Annotated in this window: 14 protein-coding genes and 1 pseudogene; 3 read left to right on the top strand and 12 right to left on the bottom strand. The window is 43.0% G+C overall.

Annotated elements, in window-relative coordinates; translation table 11 throughout:
• Positions 1-60 precede the first annotated feature (60 nt).
• The 6 genes and pseudogenes from I8748_RS13675 to I8748_RS35085 all read right to left on the bottom strand — a co-directional run bounded on the left by I8748_RS13675 (position 61) and on the right by I8748_RS35085 (position 8,280).
• Positions 61-2,046, bottom strand: a complete 1,986-nt coding sequence (locus I8748_RS13675) for an ATP-binding protein (protein ID WP_198125131.1) — start codon at positions 2,044-2,046, stop codon at positions 61-63.
• A gap of 75 nt (positions 2,047-2,121) precedes the next feature.
• Positions 2,122-2,577, bottom strand: a complete 456-nt coding sequence (locus I8748_RS13680; RefSeq protein ID WP_198125132.1) for a response regulator — start codon at positions 2,575-2,577, stop codon at positions 2,122-2,124.
• A pseudogene (locus I8748_RS13690) lies at positions 2,574-4,566 on the bottom strand (ATP-binding protein). The gene I8748_RS13680 and the pseudogene I8748_RS13690 overlap by 4 nt, the downstream one beginning before the upstream one ends.
• Positions 4,567-4,724: 158 nt before the next feature.
• A complete protein-coding gene (locus I8748_RS13695) occupies positions 4,725-5,099 on the bottom strand; it encodes a hypothetical protein (RefSeq protein ID WP_198125134.1) in 375 nt (124 codons plus the stop codon).
• 8 nt (positions 5,100-5,107) lie between these two features.
• Positions 5,108-5,602 (bottom strand): hypothetical protein, encoded by a 495-nt coding sequence (locus tag I8748_RS13700; protein ID WP_198125135.1) that lies wholly within the window; start codon positions 5,600-5,602, stop codon positions 5,108-5,110.
• A 188-nt stretch (positions 5,603-5,790) separates the two neighbouring features.
• Positions 5,791-8,280 (bottom strand): response regulator, encoded by a 2,490-nt coding sequence (locus I8748_RS35085; RefSeq protein WP_225896403.1) that lies wholly within the window; start codon positions 8,278-8,280, stop codon positions 5,791-5,793.
• A 178-nt stretch (positions 8,281-8,458) separates the two neighbouring features.
• On the opposite strand from I8748_RS35085, the gene I8748_RS13715 reads away from it, so the two are divergent.
• Positions 8,459-9,763 carry a P-loop NTPase fold protein gene (locus I8748_RS13715; RefSeq protein WP_198125136.1) on the top strand — a complete coding sequence of 435 codons (1,305 nt, stop codon included), beginning with the start codon at positions 8,459-8,461 and terminating at the stop codon, positions 9,761-9,763.
• On the opposite strand, the gene I8748_RS13720 is transcribed toward I8748_RS13715, so the two are convergent.
• Complete coding sequence (locus I8748_RS13720; protein WP_198125137.1) at positions 9,753-10,010, bottom strand: hypothetical protein; 258 nt, start codon at positions 10,008-10,010, stop codon at positions 9,753-9,755. The genes I8748_RS13715 and I8748_RS13720 overlap by 11 nt on opposite strands.
• A gap of 209 nt (positions 10,011-10,219) precedes the next feature.
• Here I8748_RS13720 and I8748_RS13725 point away from each other — a divergent pair, with 209 nt between their 5' ends.
• Together I8748_RS13725 and I8748_RS13730 are read left to right on the top strand one after the other, a co-directional pair.
• Positions 10,220-15,526 carry a WD40 domain-containing protein gene (locus I8748_RS13725; RefSeq protein ID WP_198125138.1) on the top strand — a complete coding sequence of 1,769 codons (5,307 nt, stop codon included), beginning with the start codon at positions 10,220-10,222 and terminating at the stop codon, positions 15,524-15,526.
• A 487-nt stretch (positions 15,527-16,013) separates the two neighbouring features.
• Positions 16,014-16,238, top strand: a complete 225-nt coding sequence (locus tag I8748_RS13730) for a hypothetical protein (RefSeq protein WP_198125202.1) — start codon at positions 16,014-16,016, stop codon at positions 16,236-16,238.
• Positions 16,239-16,402: 164 nt separating this feature from the next.
• Here I8748_RS13730 and I8748_RS13735 read toward each other — a convergent pair whose 3' ends face one another.
• From I8748_RS13735 to I8748_RS13755, 5 genes are all read right to left on the bottom strand, one after another.
• A complete protein-coding gene (locus I8748_RS13735) occupies positions 16,403-17,380 on the bottom strand; it encodes an NAD-dependent epimerase/dehydratase family protein (RefSeq protein ID WP_198125139.1) in 978 nt (325 codons plus the stop codon).
• 305 nt (positions 17,381-17,685) lie between these two features.
• On the bottom strand, positions 17,686-17,868 hold the full coding sequence (locus tag I8748_RS13740) for a type II toxin-antitoxin system HicB family antitoxin (protein WP_198125140.1): 183 nt from the start codon (positions 17,866-17,868) through the stop codon (positions 17,686-17,688).
• A gap of 74 nt (positions 17,869-17,942) precedes the next feature.
• Entirely contained in the window at positions 17,943-18,995 is a 1,053-nt protein-coding gene (hemE, locus tag I8748_RS13745; RefSeq protein WP_198125141.1) for a uroporphyrinogen decarboxylase, read from the bottom strand.
• Positions 18,996-19,163: 168 nt separating this feature from the next.
• Entirely contained in the window at positions 19,164-21,245 is a 2,082-nt protein-coding gene (locus I8748_RS13750; RefSeq protein WP_404800307.1) for a S9 family peptidase, read from the bottom strand.
• A 135-nt stretch (positions 21,246-21,380) separates the two neighbouring features.
• Entirely contained in the window at positions 21,381-22,121 is a 741-nt protein-coding gene (locus tag I8748_RS13755) for a hypothetical protein (RefSeq protein ID WP_198125142.1), read from the bottom strand.
• Positions 22,122-22,187: the final 66 nt, after the last annotated feature.

Below are 22,187 nucleotides of genomic sequence, written 5' to 3' on the forward strand. Positions count from 1 at the left end.
CCCCATCTCCCCATCCCCCCACCCTCTTCACTGACTCCCTAATTACTGGGTGTGTTTCATTTATTTGAAAAATTCCGGTAGTTCGATCCAAAAGCGGCTACCTTGACCGACTTCTGACTCCACGCCTACCTGACCTCCCATGCGTTCGATGCCTTTACGGACGATCGCTAGTCCAATTCCTGTACCTGGGTAAGCTTCTATGCTATGCAGCCGCTCAAAAACGCCGAAAATCCGCTCTAAATGCTGGGGTTGGATGCCAATGCCGTTGTCTTCTACCCACAAGCGTACTGAGCGATCGCGCCGTTGTGTCCATAGTCTGACTTGCGGTTGCACTCCAGCAGCTACAAATTTAATGCTATTGGTTAAAAGATTTGTGATCACCTGCTCGACTGTGCGGTAATTACCCACCACTTCCAGCAAAGGTTCAACAACTGTGACTCGCGCCTGTTTTTCTTGTAACGAAGGCTCTAGTTGCGTTAGTACTTGTCTTACAAGTAATTTGAGGTTAATTGGCTGAAGCGGCAAATCAACGCGACTCAAACGGCTGTATGCTAATAAGTCCACCAGTAAGTTGTCCATCCGCTCGACGCTACTGGCGAGGCGATGCAGTAAATCTTGCCCGACTGAATTTAATGCTGTATCGTACTCTTCTAATAAAATGGATGCAAATCCCCGCATAGCACGCAGAGGTTCTTGTAAGTCGTGGGAAATAGAATAGGCAAAGGCTTCTAAAGCACTATTAGCTTCTTCTAACTGTTGTGTGCGGTTGCTCACTAATTGTTCCAACTGTTCGGTGTAGCGGTGCAATTCCTCACGCATCCGGGATTGCTCGATGGCGATCGCTAGTTGATTCGCCACTTCATAAGCATTATCCATGTCTTCGTCAGTTAATGACCTTGGCTGAATTGCTCCCAAGTTGAAAGAGCCGATGAGCTGTCCTTGGGCAATCACAGGTACATTCATAATCAAGTGAATGCCTTGGTCAAACAGTCGTTGTTGCAGAAGATAAAGTCTAGGTTGTTCAGCTAGGTTTTCAATGAGCAGTGCTTGGTTTTGTTGCAAGGTTTCAATATTGCAAAAATCTGACAATGGGAAAGTTTCACCGACGCTCAAATCAATACCATCGTTAGAAAGAACTGCCAACACCGTGGCTTGCTGAGTTTCTAAATCAAATAACGTCACATCTAATATCTGACAGGGAAGCAAGGGATAGGTAGCAGCAAGAGCAGCTTCGGCAATTTCTGTGGGTAATATTGCCCGCAGAATCGAGCGATCTAACTCTTGTAGAGTTCTTAATCTTGTAGCATAGCGTTTGAGCGACTCTTCCGCACGTTTGCGTCCCGTGATGTCTTCTATCAGTCCATCAATTACCGCTTCGCCATTAGTCGTATTCAGAGTTTCATTGACTGCTAGCCAAATCAAGCTACCATCGGCTCTGCGAAACTTTAATTCTCGTTCTCGTCTGTGTTGGGGTGTCAAATCTCCCGCTTTAGAAAAAATTGCATCAAAGTTACTATTAGATCGGATTTCTTCTAAAGAATTCAGTCCTAAAACCCTGAGAAAGGCGCTGTTAACTTCCAGTAGTCCTCCGTCTGGAATGGCGCGAAACACACCTACATTTAATTGGTTGAGTAAGGATTGCAGGCGATTTTCATAAAAGCTGGCTCTACGTCGAGTTTCGTTGCGTTCTAAGACAGACCTCACCGAGGTTGACAATCGTACAAGGTGTTTTGATGACTTGAGGATGTAATCATCGAGTCCACTCTTCATGGCCTCAACGGCAATTTCCTGAGTGCCTGTATTGGTAAACATAATTACAGGGCGATCGGGAAAGCGCTTCTTTAGGGTACGTAATATTTCTAAACCAGTAGTCCAGCGCAGTTGGTAGTCGGTTATTGTCAGGTCAAATTGACCTGCTGCCAGTGCTTGCTCAAACTCTTCTGGTTCACCCACTTCCTCCACCTGTACATCAGAAAACTCCCGCCGCATCTCTCGGATAATCATGAAGCGGTCGTTTGAATCGTCGTCAATGATCAGAATGTGCATGAGGCTATGGGTGCTTGAAAGTTTTACATAGGGGTTGATCAGGTGTAGTAAAGTTACTTGGTATCAAATAAACTGTCAGTCGGTGTAAACAAACGGCCTTTGATTTAAATTAACCCAGTAGGCCTCTAGTAACTTTATCATTGCGGTCAGGTCATTGAATGCCACAGGTTTGACTAAGTAAGAGTTCACACCCAAGTCGTAAGCTTTTTGAATGTCGTGCATTTCTGTGGAAGTTGTCAGCACTATGACTGGTAAGCGTTTTAATTCGGGTTGTTGTTTGAGCCACTCTAACACTTCAAACCCAGATTTACGAGGCATCTTCAAGTCTAACAAAACCAGTATCGGCAGAGGATAAGACTTGCGGTCAGCGTAACTTCCCTCACCACACAGGTAAGCAATGGCGGCTTCTCCGTCGCTCACAACTTGCAGCAGTTGTGTCAGATTAGCTTTGCGTAAAGCACGACGAATTAACAGGACTTGATTCGAGTCGTCCTCTGCCAGCAAAATGGTCTGTTGCTCTGCTGTGTTCATGTGTCCATGTCTTGTGTTTGTAGTTCGATCCAAAAGCGGCTACCTTGCCCCAATGCCGATTCTACGCCGACATGTCCCCCCATGCGATCAATTCCCTTACGGACAATTGCCAAGCCAATGCCAGAACCTGGGTAACTATCTTCACCGTGTAACCTTTCAAACACGTTAAAAATTCGCTCTTGATGCTCTGGCGCGATGCCAATACCGTTGTCTTCGACCCAGAGGCGGAGTTTTGGGAGTGGGGAGTGGGGAGTGCTGAGTGCTGAGTGCTGAGTGCTGAGTGCTGAGTGCTGAGTGCTGAGGAGCCACTGCGGTGAGGCAGTCCCCATCTTGGCGGTTTCCGTCGATGGGGGACTGCTGAACCCGGAGGGTCTTGGGGTTTCCCCAAGTGGAGCATGTGGCGTTGCTGAGTGGGGCAATGGGGGGAGAGATTTGTTGTAGATTTTCCCCTGCACCCCTGCTCCCCTGCTCAAGAACTTCCACCATTTCTGCCCATATACGAATCTGGGGCTGCCTGTTAGGGGGAACAAATTTGATGGCGTTGCTGAGCAGGTTAACGATTACTTGCATTAGGGTTGTGTAATGTCCCCTAACTTCTGGAAATGGTTGTTCGATAGTTATCTGAGCTTGTCGCGATCGCAGTTCCGACTCCAATTGTCCCACTCCATATGTGACGATTTCTGTCAAGTTCAATATCCGCAGCTTCATTTCAGCCCGACTGAGGCGGGAGTAGTTGAGCAGGTCTTGAATCAATCCATCCATGCGTTCAGCTGAGGCCACAATCCGCTGGATATACTCTTGTCCATCGCTGTCTAATTGGTCACCGTAGTCTTCTTGGAGTGCTTGGGCTAAGCCTTGTACTGAACGCAGAGGTGCGCGTAAGTCGTGGGAGACAGAATAGCCAAAGGTTTCTAATTCGCTGTTGGCTTCCACAAGGGCAGCTGTGCGTTCGGTAACTCGTTGTTCTAGTTCATTGGCATAGTTTTGCAGTTGTTCGCGCAGTCGGGATTGCTGGATGGCGATCGCTAGTTGATTGGCAATTTCGGTGGCGATGGCTTGGTTTTCTAAATCAAAAGCAGCAGGTTCGTTGGCAAATAAAGTTAAGTCGCCGATCAAATTGCCTTCAACCCGCAACGCCACTGCTAAAAAACTCCGAGAACCTATTGCAAATTGATACTCTAAGGCTGGTGTGCGATCGCTCCAAGTTGCAATATCCTCTATGTATAAAATCGGCTCTCGATACCTCACCATCTCTACAGCCGTTAATTGATTAATAGCTACAACTCCTCCCGTATTATTACCAGCAATTTGCCCCGCCAGGATTTGGGCTTCATTGGTGTTGAAATTAAACAAAATCACAGCGGCTTGCTGGCAGGCAATTACATTGATTAAACGTTCTAGGGCAGCTTGGGCAATCTGTTCTGGTGACTCTGCCCTTAAAATGGCATGATCAATTGCTTGTAAAGTTGCTAAACGCTGATTTGAGCGATACAGTGCTGCTTCTGCCTGCTTTTGCTCTGTGTAGAAACGGAAGAAATGTTGACCTAAAATTTCTTTGGCTGTGTCACCTTGAATGCGTTCTATACCAGCATTACAAGTGACAATTCGCCCCTGTGGGTCAAGTTTGTAAATGGCATAGTCCTGTACCGCCTCTACCATTTGCCGATAGCGATTTTCACTTTCTTGCAGCCTTAACTCGGCTCGTTTCCTAGCAGCATTCAACTCATTGGTAAACAGAGATACAGCAGCAAATAACCCCAAACGGATAATACCATCGAGCGTGACAACATACGGTAAATGGGCAGGCTGTAAAAAGAAGAAAACAATAGCTAAGCTACAAAGGAGAGTAGCTATGAGACCAGATTTGTGGCTACCATACCACGAACTAAACACTACCGCTGCAAAAAACATCGAAAAGCTAACGTTTTCCAGTAGTGGCGATATGAGTAAAGAAAATAACAGTGCTAAAGTACTGGCAAGTACAGCAATGCCGTAGTTTTGTAGCTGCCAGGAGTGATTTGCATTCTGCATCACTCAGCCTCCTGGTAGTGTTAATAATTTACGCTTTATTTATTTTATTAAAGAGGTCTAAATTCCGCACCTCGTTGGTAAAAATAATTATGCCAGAAGCAAACAGAGCGATCGCTTTATGGTACAGGTGCAGATTGTGGATGCTTTCCTGCATAGTAAACAACGACTTTTAACTGTTCTTCATCAGGAACGTAAAATACTCTGTCGCCTTTTGTGACTTCATATTCCCAAGCTCCTCTGTAGAGTTTGCCTTTCAAAGGAAAAATACGTCCAAGTCGTCTAGTTGTTGGTACAGTGCATAAATCCTCATAACAACGACGAGAGTTTTCTGGATGGCGCTGCATCAAGGCTTCCCAGTCCCGATTAACTCGATTATTTTTAGCTACGACTAACCAAGTGTTTTCTGTAATAGATAATGTAGGAGCCGTCAGTTTTACTTCTGGCGGCTCCACATTCTCTGCTATGGGATTTTCTGGAGGATTTTCTGACATACGAAAATTCACGTAGCACTGTGAGCAGAGGGTTTAGTTAATGGTACTTCATCTGTCTCATCACTAAAAGCTGCTGCTAGATCAGGACTAGCGATCGCGATCGCGCTCTCATGCCATTCGTGTATAATCGCGTCAATCATATCCCATGCATGATTCGAGGAATCAATCAACCGAAAAGCTTCACTAACTTCTTTGATAAAGTCTTGAAGTTCTTCGGCATCAAATACTCTCAGCCATCCATAAGGATGTTCAAAGCCGATTTCTTTCCCCATTAACAAACAAAAAGCGACGGTTAACAACTCAAATATAGTTTTACTCTGTGTTGCTGTCTTGACCAGAAAAGTTACTTCTTCACGCCGCAACAAAGCAAAATATTGATCATTGCGAGTAATTGTTATTGGGCGTTCTAAAGCTTTGTCTAGAATTTGCCCAGACTGACGATTCAACTCTGTAGCACGAATGATCTCATCTGAGTAGATATTGCTGAAAGTTCCTATAGACATAGGCGGTTGCGTTTTCAGGAAACGCTGATTTAACAAAATTCAATAAGATGGATTAACCTTATACGTATTATTATACGTACTTTGTTTTGATTGTCAATCATGATTTGATGAGCTTTCTAGGAGACTTCCAACTGAAAAAATATCCTATTGTTCACAATCATCAATCATCAGTCATCAGTCATCAGTCATCACTCACCAGTTCTTTTTCCTTCCTGCACCAATTTAGTAATGGTTGCGACTAACAAAGCTGGGTCTATTGGTTTAGCAATATGCGCTTGAAAACCCACTGATAAAGCTTGTTGTTCATCGCCTTCACCAGCATAAGCCGTCAGAGCGATCGCAATCATTTCTTCTCCTTGCTCTGGTGTCAGTAACCTAACTTGTTGCAGTAGCATATAACCATCCATTTCTGGCATACCGATATCACTCACCAGTACATCTGGTTTTGATTGTGCTATGGTAAAGAGTGCTTTGGTTGCTGATGACACTGCCTTAACGCTGGCACCACACTGTTGCAGCACAAAGGTAACTAATGCTAAAGAATCTGGGTCATCGTCTACAACTAAGATATTTAAACCATAAAAAACTGAAGCATTGGTAGTAATTGCATCAGTTTCTTCGCTACTCACCTGTGCTTCGGTAAGTATCATCGGCAAATTAATAGTAAATGTTGCTCCTTGTCCTTCTCCAGGACTTTCTGCAAATACAGTTCCACCATGCATTTCTACCAAATAATGTACAATTGCCAGTCCTAAACCCAAGCCACCAAATTTTCTGGTGGTGGCGCTATCAGCTTGACGAAAGGTGTCAAATACATAGGGTAGAAAATCTGGGGTAATGCCTTTACCTGTATCTCTTACCAAAATTTGGGCTTGAGACTCAACTTGCTGTAGATAAACTTCGACTTGCCCAGCTTCGGGGGTAAACTTAATGGCGTTAGAAAGTAAATTCCAGACGACTTGTTGCAAGCGTCCTGCATCGCCGAACACTTGACACACAACAGAATCAATCACCGAATGAATTTGAATTGATTTTGCTTCAGCTGCAAGCCTGACTGTTTCCATTGCAGCTCGAATAATAGTTGCTAAATCAACGGGGCAAATATTCAAGCTTAACTTACCTCGCAAAATACGCGAGATATCTAGCAAGTCTTCAATGAGTTTTGTTTGTAATAGGGCATTTCGTTCAATAGTTTCCAAAGCGAAAGCCGTCTTATTTTGATCAAGCTTGTGGGTACGCAAAAGTTTTGTCCAACCCAAAATCGGATTGAGTGGCGTTCTGATTTCGTGAGACAATACAGCCAGAAACTCATCTTTAATGCGGTTGGCTTCCAAAGCTTGTTGGTAAAGCTGAGCGTTATCAATGGCTGTAGCTGCTCGATGAGCCAGTGCTTCAGCCATAGCTAAATTAGTGTTGCTGTAGCGATGGTTCGGTTGTGTGGTGAGCAAAGTAATTGCACCTAATTTGCGCCCGCGAGCGATTAAAGGCACAACCATATAAGATTGAACACTTATCTGATGCATTAACCGCATGAGTTCTTCATCCTGACTCATGGCTGGTAAAAACCTATTTGGTACATCAGTAACTAACTCTGGCTCAAGAGTTTGCAACACCTTGCTAACACCAAAATCAACCTCGGCTGAGGTGAAATAAAGCTTTCTCAGTACAAGAACCAGCGCTTCTATTTCCGGCGTAGCCGCAGCAATTACTGGTTCCTCAAATACTGTCAAATTAGTTTCGACAATATCAATAAAACAGCAATCAGCTAAAGTGGGAACGACTAAATGAGCTAACTTTCCTAAAGTTGTGCGGTAATCAAGGGAAGATACCAACAGTCGGCTGGCTTCAGATAGTAAACTGTAGTTTTGCTTTTCAACTTCAGCTTCCATCCGCGCTGCTTGTTCGCGGCTGAGGAGTTGTTCTCGTTCTAACTCTACTTGTTTGCGATCGCTAATATCCTCGATTAAGCCGTCAACGATGGTGTTACCATCTATTTGTGTAAAGGTTTTGCTGACACGTACCCAAATTAAACTACCGTCTGCGCGTCTTAGTTGCATCTCGCGATCGCGCACTTCTTTATTTTGTCGCAGTTGCTCGCTGAGTTGAGCATAATCTTCTGGCTGGAAATAAAGCTCAATCAACCTACTGGCTTGCTCTTGTGGCAATGTTCCCAACCCCAACAGACGCAGAAATGCAGGATTACATTCGAGTAAAGAACCATCTAAAGTTGCCCGATAAATCCCGACATTTAAGCGGTTGAGTAGTGTTTGAAAACGCACCTCTAATTTTGCAGCTTTTTGGCGAGTTGCTGTTCTTTCTATAGCTGAACTAACGGCTGCTCTTAATCTTACGTAGTGTTGAGGTGATTTAACAACATAGTCATCCAATCCCGACTTCATTGCTTCAACTGCTACTTCTTGAGTACCACTGTTAGTAAACATAATTACCGGACAGTCAGGATAACGAGTTTTGATTGCCCGTAATACTTCTAACCCATTACTCCAGCGCAGTTGATAATCGGTGATAACTAAGTCAAATTGCCCATTTTGTAAAGCTTGAGTTAATTCTTCTGCTATTGCAACCTCCTCTACTTTCAAGTCAACAAACTCTCGCTTCAGTTGACGCATTGCGATGAGGCGATCGTTAGGGTTGTCATCAATTAGGAGAATGCGTAACATTTGGCTACAAGTTATATAGCATTAATATGATAATCCTAAACAGAGCCTAATCCCCTTTTACTTTAAGGTTGATACAAATAAGCAAGCATCCGAAGAAACTTTTTGCGAAAAAGTAGTTTTATCGTCTGTATAATCACTGAGATGGGCAAGAGTGTCAAGCTGATATCGGTGATTTGTCATGAAACTAGATTTAGTCAGGTTTTTTCAGGCTTGCAACCCTGCCAAAACTTTGGTTATCAGCAAACCGGAAGATAGGCAGTATTATATTGATTTTTCTAAAGTCCGTGGTGTCAAGATTATTGAGGAACTTGGGCGGACTATCAGCCGCCTTTCACCAGAAGAACCTACCTGTCAATTATTTACCGGACATATTGGTTGTGGCAAGTCTACTGAATTACTGCGGTTGAAAGCAGAGTTAGAACAGCAAGAATTTCATGTAGTTTATTTTGAGTCTAGCCAAAGCCTGGATATGGCGGATATTGATGTTACAGATATTTTACTAGCGATCGCTCGTGAAGTCAGTCAAAGTCTGGAAGCAATCAAAATTAACCTGAAACCAGGATACTTTCAAAATTTATTTCATGAAATTTCGGAATTTTTGCAAACACCCTTAAACATTGGCGTTGAGGCCGAATTGTCTGTAGGTATTGGCAAAATCACCGCTAAAACAAAAGATAGTCCTAAACTTCGCGGTCAGTTGCGACAATATTTAGAACCCCGTACCAATGGCATATTAGAATCAATAAACCAAGAATTGCTCAAACCTGCTAGAGAAAAACTCAAGCAGCAAGGTAAAAAAGGACTGGTAGTAATTGTCGATAATCTTGACCGAGTTGATAATTCTTTGAAACCTGCCGGTTATTATCAACCAGAATATTTATTTGTAGAACGCGGCGAACAGTTAAAGCAACTAAATTGTCATGTTGTTTATACAATTCCCCTAGTATTGATTTTTTCCAATGCTTTAGGCAGGTTAACAAATCGCTTTGGTGTAGACCCCAAAGTTTTGCCGATGGTTCCGGTAAAATTACAGGATGGTTCGCAATTTTCTCCAGGAATTACGCTACTGCAACAAATGGTTATGGCGAGGGCTTTTCCTGGTGTCAGTTGGGAACAAAGCCAGCATTTAATTACCCAAGTTTTTGATAGTCCTCAAACTTTAGAAAGGCTGTGCTTAGTTAGCGGCGGTCATTTACGAAATATTCTGATGTTATTATTTCGCTGTCTTCAACAACAAGACCCGCCAATATCCCAAGAGTGCGTCAATAGAGTTATTAAACAACGTTGTAATGAATTAACTTTAGCAATTACAGATGATGAATGGGAAGTATTGCGTGAAGTAGCGCAAGACAAAAGCTTAAGAGGTCATGAAAAATACGAACTTTTGCTTCACAGTATGTTTGTATTTGAATACCGTAATGAAGATGATTCCTGGTTTGATATCAATCCGATTTTGGCACAAGCCAAAGAATTTAGGTTATGAATTGCCGTAGGGGCGTACAGCTGTACGCCCCTACCGTGTCATCAATTGCGGGAACCGTGTCACCAATTGTTGTAACCGTGTCATCAATTGCGGGAACCGTGTCATCAATTGTTGTAACCATGTCATCAATTACGGGAACCGTGTCATCAATTGCGGGAACCGTGTCACCAATTGCGGGAACCGTGTCACCAATTGTTGTAACCATGTCATCAATTGCGGGAACCGTGTCATCAATTGCGGGAACCATGTCACTCGTCACATTAACAACAAATGTAGGGTGTGTTGTCGCGAAGCGCAACGCACCATCACTGATTTCTCGGTGCGTTAGGACTCACTGGCTATCCTCTGCGCCTCTGCGCCTCTGCGTGATACCATTTCCAGAAATATTTGCAACACATAAATCCGCTGTAGGGGCGTACAGCTGTACGCCCCTACCGTATCTAAATTATTTATGTTATGAGTAATCAGCACGAACCAGAAAATTTAACACCTAACAATGAGCGTTCATTGCAAACTCTCGTGCGGACAATAACCCTTTCTCAAGGAGAATTTTCGCTGATTTTATTGCGTTGTAACTATGCTGATTTACGCCAGCGTATAGCGGAAATATCGCACCAAATCTCTCCCGTACACATACGCGAAATTAACTTACCTACATTGGTGAAGACGCTTTACACAAATATACGCGACCAACTGGGAGAAGAACAACCACCTGCATTGATGGTTTTTGGTTTAGAGTCAGTTAAAAATATTGATCCAGTTTTGACTTCAGCTAACCAAGTACGAGAGGAATTTAGAAAGAACTTCCCGTTTCCTATATTGTTGTGGGTGAATGATTCAGTTCTGCAAAAATTTATTCGCGTGGCGGCTGATTTAGAAAATTGGGCAACTATCATTGAATTTGAAAAGCCTACGGATGAGTTAGTCAAGTTTCTCCAGCAGAAAACTGATGAAATCTTCACTAACGATGAAACACCCAATCCTCAAATATGCCAGGAACTAGAAACCGCGCGTCAGGATTTGCAAAGCCGTGAAGAAGTATTAGAACCAGCACTGCAAGCAAGTTTAGAATTTGTGCTTGGTTGGAATGATTATTTACACGATAAGATAGATACTGCTTTAGAACATTATCAAATCAGTTTAGCTTTTTGGCAGCAAAGTAATTTTTTAGAACGGCAAGGTATTTTACTCGTTAATATTGCTTTAGTTGCTCATCGCCAAGCTGAAAAAAATCAGGCAGAAAATCAACGTTATTGGCAAGAGTCGAAAAGTTATCTACAACAAGCTATAGATATTTTTGAGCAAGCACAACGCTCAGATTTAGTTGCAAAACATATTACCAAATTGGGTGAAGTACTCCAACGTTTACAAGCATGGACAGAATTGCAAAGCTTGATTGATAAATCTCTGCCGCTACATCAAAATTATGGTACGCCGTTGCAATTGGCTCAAGATTATGGTTTTATGGCAGAGGTAGCCTTAGAGCTGTCACGGTGGCATGAAGCTTATCAACTTGCAGAACAAGCACTGCAAATATTAGCTGAGATACCTAATTTACAATCATATCAATTTGCTTTCTATCGGTTTATTTTAGCCAAAGCGCAACAGGGTTTAGGTGAAGTTCAAGCAGCAATTATTAATTTAGAAGCGGCAAAAAACGCAAGTAATGATCAATACAATCCACAATTATATATATCTATATTAGAGAGGTTACGCTTAGTTTACTTTGAGCAAGGTGAATATCTCAAAGCTTTTAAAATTAAGCAAGAGCAACGAAAAATCGAACAACAGTATGGTTTTCGCGCCTTTGTTGGTGCATCTTATTTAAATCCCCAGCGACAGGTAATTAGTTCTGCACAGTTACAAGCTGAAAATCCTGAAAGTATTGCTGAAGAAATTGCTGCTTCTGGTCGAGGACAAGATGTGAAGCGCTTGCGAGAAAGAATTGGCGGAACTGAACATAAATTGACTGTAATTCATGGTCAGTCAGGAGTGGGGAAAAGTTCAATTTTACAAGGTGGGTTAATTCCAGCGCTGCAACAACAAGCAATTGGTGAACGAGATGCTTTACCTATTTTGTTACGAGTTTATACAGATTGGGTAGGAATGTTGGCGCAGAGTTTCACTAAAGCTTTTGAGGAAGTTAGAGGTAATCAATTAGCTGTTAATCTTGATGCTTCAGCAGCTATTTTAGAAGCTGACTTTTCACAGGGTCTGGAAAACCCCTCTCCAAACCTCTCCCCTACAAGGAGAGAGGCTTTAATTGCTCCCCCTTCCCTTGAAGGGAAGGGGGCTGGGGGGTTAGGTCTGGCGTTAACTTTTCCACATGACGCTAAAAGTCAGATTTTAGAAGAATTACAAAAAAATGCTGACAGAAATTTGTTGACGGTTTTAATCTTTGACCAGTTTGAAGAATTTTTCTTTGTTTATCCAGACCAAGGTCAAAGACGAGTATTTTATGATTTTTTACGAGTCTGTCTAGATATTCCTTTTCTCAAGATTGTTCTATCTTTACGAGAAGATTATTTACATTATTTATTAGAGTTACACCGTCTGTTTGATTTGAGCGTAATTAATAATAATATTCTCGATAAAAATATTCGCTATTATTTGGGTAACTTTTCACCAGCCGATGCCAAGGCAGTTGTACAGAGTTTAACAGCACGTTCTCAATTTCATCTCGAACCTGCACTGATTGAGCAATTAGTGCAGGATTTAGCGGGTGATTTAGGCGAAGTCCGCCCCATTGAGTTGCAAATTGTGGGGACGCAATTGCAAACTGATAAAATTACAACTTTAGAAAAATATCGTCAGTTTGGTACTAAAGAGAAACTGGTTGAGCGATTTTTAGAAGAAGTCATTCATGATTGTGGTGCGGAGAACGAACAGGTTGCACGACTGGTTTTATATTTACTCACAGATGAAAATGGTACTCGTCCTTTAAAAACTCGTGCTGAGTTAGCAGCAGATTTGGTTGCAGAAGTTGAAAAATTAGATTTGGTGTTAGAGATTTTTGTGGCATCAAGGTTAGTATTGCAATTACCAGAATCGCCGGCTGACCGTTATCAATTGGTGCATGATTATCTCGTGTCGTTTATTCGCCAACAACAGGGCAATGAAATATTAGCAGAATTAACTAGAGAGCGAGAACAACGCTTGCAAGCAGAAGAGAAGCTGAAGCGGGAACAAGATGCAAGGCAGATATTAATTAATGCTCAACAAGAAGCTGACCGACAAATTCGCCAAGGAAGAATGCAGTTGACGGTGAGTTCTGGTTTAGCAGTGTGTCTATTATTATTGGCAGGCATATCATCTTTATATGCATTGAGTCAAATTCAAGTAGCTAAAGATGCTGGTAATAAAAAGCAAGAAGCAGAAAATAAATTTACAACGGCTGAAGCCAACTATAATTTAGTAACTCAACGCTTGCAAACTACGCAAGAGCAACAAGCAGAAATCCAAAAGAAAGCTCAAGAATTAGAAGCGAAAAAGAAAGATGCCGAGCAAAAGTTTCAAACAGCGCAGAAGAATCAGCAAGCCGCAGAAGCAGAATCAAAATTAGCAAAACAGAAGACTCAACAGGCAAACCAAAACTTGCTGGCTGCCAAAGCAGACTTAGAAAGGGTAAAACAAAAAGCCTCAGAATTACAAGAGAAAAACGCCCAAGCAGAGGAAAGAATTAAAACAGCAAGGGAAAAAGTAAAAACTGCTGAAGTAAAATTACTACAAGCAACCACAAAACAACAGCAAGCAGAATCTCAAGTTCAACAAGCCCAAACCACCCTCAACCAAGCGCAAGCAAAACTTGCACAAGCACAGAAAGCAACAGCAGCAGCAGAAGTAGCACAAAAAGAAGCACAAAAGGGAACGGAATTAGAACGAGCTGGTGTTAATGCTTTAAGACAGTTTGAGTATGCTGAGTTAGAATCGCTGGTAGCAGCAGTGCAGAGTGGGAAAGAGTTAAAAACGTTGGTAAAAGATGGTCGCCCTTTAGAAAAATATCCAGCTATCAGCCCGATTTATGCTTTGGATACGATTCTCAATAAAATTAAAGAACGTAACCAATTTCAAGGGCATCAAGGCAAAGTCTATAGTGTGAGTTTCAGCCACGATGGCAAAACTATCGCCACAGCATCACTTGATGGAACAGCGCGGTTGTGGAACCTGCAAGGGCAACTGCTGCAACGATTCCAAGGGCATCAAGGGGGAGTCTATGGTGTAAGTTTCAGCCCGGACGGCAAAACCATTGCTACGGCATCAGATGACAAGACAGCGCGGTTTTGGAACCTGCAAGGGCAACTGCTGCAACGATTCCAAGGGCATCAAGGCCCTGTCAATAGTGTGAGTTTCAGCCCGGACGGCAAAACCATTGCTACGGCATCAGATGACAAGACAGGGCGGTTGTGGAACTTGCAAGGGCAACTACTGCAACAATTCCAAGGGCATCAAGGCCCTGTCAATAGTGTGAGTTTCAGCCCGGACGGCAAAACCATCGCCACGGCATCATCTGACAACACAGCGCGGTTGTGGAACCTGCAAGGGCAACTACTGCAACAATTCCAAGGGCATCAAGGCCCTGTCAATAGTGTGAGTTTCAGCCCGGACGGCAAAACCATCGCCACGGCATCATCTGACAACACAGCGCGGTTGTGGAATTTGCAAGGGCAACTGCTGCAAGAATTCCAAGGGCATCAAGGCAGAGTCTGGGGTGTGAGTTTCAGCCCGGACGGCAAAACCATCGCCACGGCATCAGATGACAACACAGCGCGGCTGTGGAACCTGCAAGGGCAAATGCTGCAACAATTCCAAGGGCATCAAGGTTGGGTCTATAGTGTGAGTTTCAGCCCGGACGGCAAAACCATCGCCACGGCATCAGATGACAACACAGCGCGGCTGTGGAACCTGCAAGGGCAACTGCTGCAACAATTCCAAGGGCATCAAGGCCCTGTCAATAGTGTAAGTTTCAGCCCGGACGGCAAAACCATCGCCACGGCATCATCTGACAACACAGCGCAGTTGTGGAATTTGCAAGGGCAACTGCTGCAACGATTCCAAGGGCATCAAGGCCCTGTCAATAGTGTGAGTTTCAGCCCAGACGGCAAAACCATCGCCACGGCATCATCTGACAACACAGCGCGGTTGTGGAATTTGCAAGGGCAACTGCTGCAAGAATTCAAAGGGCATCAAGGCCCTGTCAATAGTGTGAGTTTCAGCCCGGACGGCAAAACTATCGCCACGGCATCATCTGACAACACAGCACGGTTGTGGAACCTGCAAGGGCAACTGCTGCAAGAATTCAAAGGGCATCAAGGTTGGGTCTATAGTGTGAGTTTCAGCCCAGACGGCAAAACCATCGCCACAGCATCATCTGACAACACAGCGCGGCTGTGGAACCTGCAAGGGCAACTGCTGCAAGAATTCAAAGGGCATCAAGGTTGGATCTATAGTGTGAGTTTCAGCCCAGACGGCAAAACCATCGCCACAGCATCAGATGACAAGACAGCGCGGTTGTGGAACTTGCAAGGGCAATTGCTGCAAGTATTTAAAGGGCATCAAGGCACAGTCTGGGGTGCGAGTTTTAGCCCGGACGGCAAAACTATCGCCACGGCATCTTATGACAACACAGCGCGGTTGTGGCCTGTGGAGAATTTAGACAGTTTGCTAGTGCGGGGTTGCAATTGGCTGCATGATTATTTGCAGAATAACCCGAATGTGAGTGAGAGCGATAGGCGTCTTTGCGATGATATATTGACTGATGACTGATGGCCGTTATATCACGTCCGCTTAATTACTTATTAAAACCGAAAAACCCCACCCCGTAAAAGCTACGCTTCCACTCCCCTCCCCGCATACGGCTACGGTGTACACACAAGTCTTATAAAGTTGCTTAATAGCGTTTCGATCCCCCCTAACCCCCCTTTTTAAGGGGGGAAAATTCTTCAAGTCCCCCTTTTTAAGGGGGATTTAGGGGGATCAGAAGATTTGTGTGTACACGGTAGCCCCGCATACGGGGAGGGGTTGGGGGTGGGGTGCAATGACTATGGGAATTATAACTATTTATCCGAACTTGATATTAAACCTATGGTTAATGCAGCAGGAAAGCAGGGGAATTTTGTTGCAAAAAATTTTTGCAACAGTAGTTGACAAGTATAAATTTATACTTTAACATGATAAGCATGAGAAAGGCGATCGCCTCCTGCAAGAGCCTGCAATCGCCTTCTCTACCCCTTTATTTGGAGCTAACTTAATCATGGCACAAGAAAAAAACTTCTCAGATGATCAAACTCAAAAGCCATTGCCAAAAAGAGGACGAATTAAACATGTATTAATTGGTTCTCCCAAAGCTGTCACCAGCACAATTCATTTTTTACAGGTCATTGGCTATGCAAATGTGGGAGATTGGAGTCCACTACAACAAACTGAGAATCCTGACGAAGTGATGAGTATTTTAATCCGTCAGATTTCAGTTTCATAACTTGAAATTAGAAGCCCAGTAGGGTGCGTTACCGCGCCAGCGTAACGCACCGCAAATCTCTAGCCGTGCGTTAGGACAAGAGTCCATAACGCACGCTACTGGTTATACCATTTCACGAAATATCTGATACAAATACGTGGGTAGGGGCGTACAGCTGTACGCCCCTACAGCTTTTTGGAATTGTTATTAGCCCTAGCTTTGACACCGCTAATTTTCAAAACATCACTCATGGTGACACAATAATTGGGCAAGCCAAAACTATCAGGATTAATGACATTTTCGTAGGTAAAATGGCGATAGTTCATACAGAATCTATCCCAAGCTGCCATTTGAATGCGAAAAATAGCAATAATTAAATTAGCTAATCCTAAAGATAAAGGAATGCGAAAGTAAATCTTTTTATTCAGATAAGCACAAACTTGTTCTACTGCTTGATTGGCAGTTATTTCTTTTTGACCTAAAACTAAGGAACGTGATGCATTTCCTTTAGGCGGATGATCAATTAAATGTTGCACTACAGTAGCAATGTCTCGCCCGTGGATAAAGTGAAAACTGCCGTCTACCTGCAAAAAACGAATCAAATTAATATATTTTGTGACTTCTGGAATGCCAGATGTGAGATGTGAATAGGGTTTATTGGCATCACCACCCAAAACTAAAGTCGGAAAAACAGTAGTGATTTTGGATGCTATTGCTAGTTGTGATTTTTTATGTAAGCAATCATATTTGGAACGAATATAATCTGTACCAAGTTCACCTGCTTCTTTTAGTGGTTGATTGTCACGTCCTAAAACGCTAGCTGTAGAAAAATAGATGACTTGTTCGCAGCGGTCTGGATCTAGAAGCTTGAGTAATTCTAGTGTTTTATCTACATTAATATCAAAGGTTTGTTCACCACCCCAAGCCGTTGCTGTGAGTACTGCAATATCAATTGTGGACAGCAAGTCAGCAAACTGACTAATTTTTTGCATATCACCTTGCAAGACGGTAATACCTGGGCGTGCTTGGGTATTAACTTGCAGTTTACTGGGGTTTCTAACTAGTAGAAATAATTCGTGATTTGTATTTTGAATTAAAGTTTCTGAAATATAGTGACCGATACAGCCACTTGCGCCGGTCACTAAAATTCTTTTTTGGTTCATACTAAGTCTTTTAAACTTTTAAAAATTAAGAGTTAAATAAAAGTTAAATGTTCCGCAAATCAATAGACCTCTTGCAAAAGTCCCCTAATATCCCACCCCCAGCCCCTCCCCGTGAACGGGGAGGGGGGCAAAAGCGTAGCTTTGGCGGGGTGGGGTTCTTTTTTTTGATTTATGGAAGAAGTCTATTTATATGGTGCGTTAGGCTAACGCCATAACGCACCCTACTCAAGATTTAAATTATAAATAGCTCATTATGGCTTATTAATTTATCTGATGAGAAAGTGAATAGCAGCTTCAGGTTTTGTTTATGAATTAGCTATAAAATCTAAATTTTCATCTTCTAGCAACATCTCAATTACCTCACGTAAATTCTCATGTAACTCATCTAAGGTTTCACCCTGAGAATGCGCTCCAGGAAAACCAGGAACGTAGCCAACATATAGATTTGTATCAGAATCGCGTTCGACGATCGCGGTAAAAGTTCTCATAAAAATATTAGGTGTTAGTTGTCAGTTGTCAGTTGTTTTGATTCTGCCACTGACAACTAACTATTGACACTTGACTAAACAAGTGCATTCAGTTGTTTAGCTGTTTCAAAGAAGAAAGCGACATTTTCTTCTGGAGTTTCTGGTAGTACACCATGGCCAAGATTGAGAATATGACCCCAATTTCCAGCTTTGCGAACTGTATCAAGGATGCGATCGCGGATAAACTGTTTGGAACCAAATAGTACACCAGGGTCAAGATTTCCCTGTACTTTGACGTGCTTGCCTAATCTGGCTCGTGCATCTGCCATATCCACTGTCCAATCAACAGTCACGACATCTGCACCTGATTTTGCCATTCTTTCCAACACGCCAGCGCTACCACTTACCAGCAAAATCAAAGGTGTATCTGGATGAGTTTGCTTAACTTGCTGGAATACCCTTTGCTGATAAGGCAAAGCAAAAATGTCATAATCTTGGGGGCTTAATTGTCCTGCCCAAGAATCGAACATTTGTACCACTTGGGCACCACAATCAATTTGGTAGCGCACGTACACAGCGATTTCATCTGCTAACTTAGCCAACAGTTGATGTAATATCGCTGGCTCTGAGAATGCCATATTTTTGATGATGGAGTAGGTTTTAGAACCTTTACCTTCCACCGCATAAGCCGCTAACGTCCACGGCGCACCCACGAAGCCTAATACCGTTGAGTTGTCGCCAACTTCTTGGCGTAACGCCTGCAAAATTGTCTTAATAAATGGTAGAGATGCTTCTGGATCTAAAGAATGCAGGTTATCAACTTGTTCTTGAGTGCGAATGGGCGAGTGAATGATTGGGCCTTTACCTTCCGCAATGTCCATGTCAATGCCTAAACCAGGCAATGGGGTTACAATGTCGGAAAATAAAATCACTCCGTCAGGCTGGAAGGCTCTCCAAGGTTGCAGGGAGACTTCAATCGCTACTTCGGGAATTTCGGAGCGATCGCGGAATGAGGGATACTTCTCCCTTAAGTCCCGATATGCTTTCATATATCGTCCCGCTTGTCGCATCATCCACACGGGGGGACGATCTACTACTTCACCACGAGCAGCCCGCAGGAGATGAGGAGCCGTTAACGTAACACCCATTTAACACTTCATCCTAAGTCACTTTATGATGCCACTGTTTAGCTTATCATTCTGGGATTACGCTTTTTCAGAAATGGGGAATGGGGAATTGGGAATTGGGAATTGGGAATTGGGAATGGGGAATTGGGAATTGGTATTCTCTCTCATCCCCCCTGCTCCCCTGCTCCCCTACTCCCCACTCCCTAACCCCAAGCGATCAAGAATGAAAGCATACTCAAAAGCAAGTTCTCGCAGGCTGTCGTAACGTCCAGATGCGCCGCCGTGTCCTGCATCCATGTTGGTTTTCAACAAGAGAATATTATTATCTGTTTTGAGTTGCCGAAGTTTAGCTGTCCATTTGGCGGGTTCCCAATATTTGACGCGAGAATCATTTAAGCCAGCAATAATTAGTAAATCTGGGTAATCTTTTGCCTCGACATTATCGTAAGGGGAGTAAGATTTCATGTAGTCATAATAAACTTGCTCGTTGGGATTCCCCCATTCTTCCCATTCCATCGCTGAAAGAGGTAGGGAAGTATCCAATATAGTAGTTACTACATCTACAAAGGGAACTTGGGCAACTACTAATTTGAACAGGTCGGGGCGTAAATTCATCACTGCACCCATCAATAAACCGCCTGCGCTACCGCCAGTAATTGCTAGGCGATCGCTTGCTGTCCAACCTTGAGCAATCAAATACTCCGCACAAGCGATAAAATCTGTAAAGGTATTCTTTTTCTGCAAAAACTTCCCTGCTTCATACCACTTCCGCCCCATCTCTTCACCGCCACGAATATGGGCAATAGCAAACACTATTCCTCGGTCTAGCAGTGAAAGTTTATTCCCAGAAAATGTTGCAGGGTAAGACATACCGTAAGCGCCATATCCTGTCATTAACAAAGGATTTTCACCGTCTTTTACTATTCCCCGTTTATAAACAATAGATATAGGAATCTTTGTCCCATCTTCGGCTGTAGCCATCAGCCACTCACTCTGATATTGAGTTTTATCGTAGCCACCAAGAACTTCTGTTTGTTTTTTCAACTCCCGCTGAGTTGTTTCCATGTTGTAATCAAAAACAGATAGGGGCGTGACTAAAGATGTGTAATTAAAGCGCAAAATATTCGTGTTAAACTCTGGATTACTACCTTCATACAACTCATATGTCGGTTCAGGAAAAAAAATATTATTTTCTTCGCCTGTCGTCAGATTTTGCACTCTGATAGTTTCTAGTCCTCCAGTTCTTTCATAAATTACCAAGTGATTGCTAAACAAACTTACTCCTGATAGCAGTACATCATCTCGGTGAGGAATTACAGTTTGCCAATTCTCTTTTGCTGGTGAAGCTACTGGGGTTTTCATCAGCTTGAAGTTAACGGCGTCTTCATTGGTAACAATGTAGAAGTAATTGCTATGATGCTCAACACTGTATTCTATTCCCTGAGTCCGTGGATGAATTAATTGAAAATCCCCAGTCGGATTATTAGCATCTAAATAATGTACTTCTGAGGTGATGCTGCTATGTAACATCAGCAAAATATATGCTTGACTGCGAGTTTCGGTAACATATATAGGGAAAGCATCATCTAGTTCATGATAAACCAAAACATCTTCTGTAAAAGAAGTGCCTAAAGTATGCCTAAATAATTGATAAGGGCGGTTAGCAGCATCAATTTTGGTATAAAATCCTGTTTTATTATCATTGCCCCAAGCAAAAGAAAAATAAGTTTCAGGAATCACTTCTGGATACAATTGATGTGTATTTAAGTCCAGAAAGAAAAGTGTATACTGCTCAGAGCCACTCGTATCTATTGAATAAGCCAATATTTGATGATTAGGGCTAATAGCAAAAGCACCTAAATCAAAAAACTCATGCCCAGCGGCTAATTCATTTTCATCTAAGATGATTTCTTCAGGAGCATCTAAACTGCCTTTTTTGCGGCAGTAAATGCGATAACCCTTTCCTTCCTCCGTCCGGGAATAGTAATAATATTCATCTTTGCGGTATGGCACAGACAAATCAGTTTCTTTAATCCGAGCCAACATTTCATCGTAGAGTTTAGATTGCAGTGCTTCTGTATGCTGCATCATCTCTGCGGTGTAAGCATTCTCTGCTTTGAGATAGTCAATAACTTTTGGGTTATCGCGATCGCGCATCCAAAAGTAATTATCAATGCGGCGATCGCCATGCAACTCCAAAACCTCTGGTTGCTTTTCGGCAACAGGAGGCACTACGATATCTCTTAAAATATTATTATTTTTATTCATCATCTCTAACCTTTAGTAATAGTGCTGAGTGAGGAGTTAAGAGTCAGTTGTTAGTTGTCAGTTGTCAGTTGTGAGAAATTATTTCCCCCCATCTCCCCATCTCCTCATCTCCTCATCCCCCCATCTTCCTAATCTCCCTTATCCCGCAGAAACCTCCCTCTGGCGCTGAGAGTTTCTCTTCAAGGTACACAAACCAATTGCTGGTATAATTCCGAGAATAATAGCTGTAAATCCTTGCTCGCTCAAATACAATATCCCAGTACGAATCACTTCTGGAATTAAATATTGTATAAGAGAGAGCAACCAAATCAAAACACTGATCAAGAAAAAAGCAACAGCAGGCAGAAAAGTCCACCACCAAGCGCCTGCTGTGTAACGCCGCAACACCAACCATTGAAAAAGCCCTAGCCAAATTCCAGAAAGAATATATGAGATTGTTGATAATAATCCCAAAATCACAGTGATTTCAGGAGATAAAGCTTCATTTAAGGAAGCAGCAATGGATGAGATATAGTTACTCCAGGCCATAGCAACGCTGTTAGCAACCACCCAGCCTACACTAGTAGCTAGCATCCATAACCAACCAGAGAGATACAGACGAAGAGCAAGAGCTTGATCTGCCCCAAAAACCACAGCAAACACAACACTAGTGAGTAATCTGACCCAGATAGGGGACTGAACAGCAATAGCAGGGGGCAGGCTTCCTAGAATAATTCTCTCTAGAGCTATACTAGCAATACCTCCCACAACCCATCCCATGATGGTCATGCAAGTAAATACAAGAAAAAACTTCCGTCGCTGCGATCGCGGAATCAACAACCTGCCTAAACTGGAATTATTATTAGTCGATGTCACATTAGAACTAGAATCAGATTGCATATTAAAAGGGAGTAGGGAGTAGGGAGTGGGGAGTGGGGGCAATGAGGGAGATGAGGGGGATGAGGG

Origin of the sequence: Amazonocrinis nigriterrae CENA67 (assembly GCF_016056305.1) — a bacterium.
Taxonomy (GTDB): Bacteria; Cyanobacteriota; Cyanobacteriia; order Cyanobacteriales; family Nostocaceae; genus Amazonocrinis; species Amazonocrinis nigriterrae.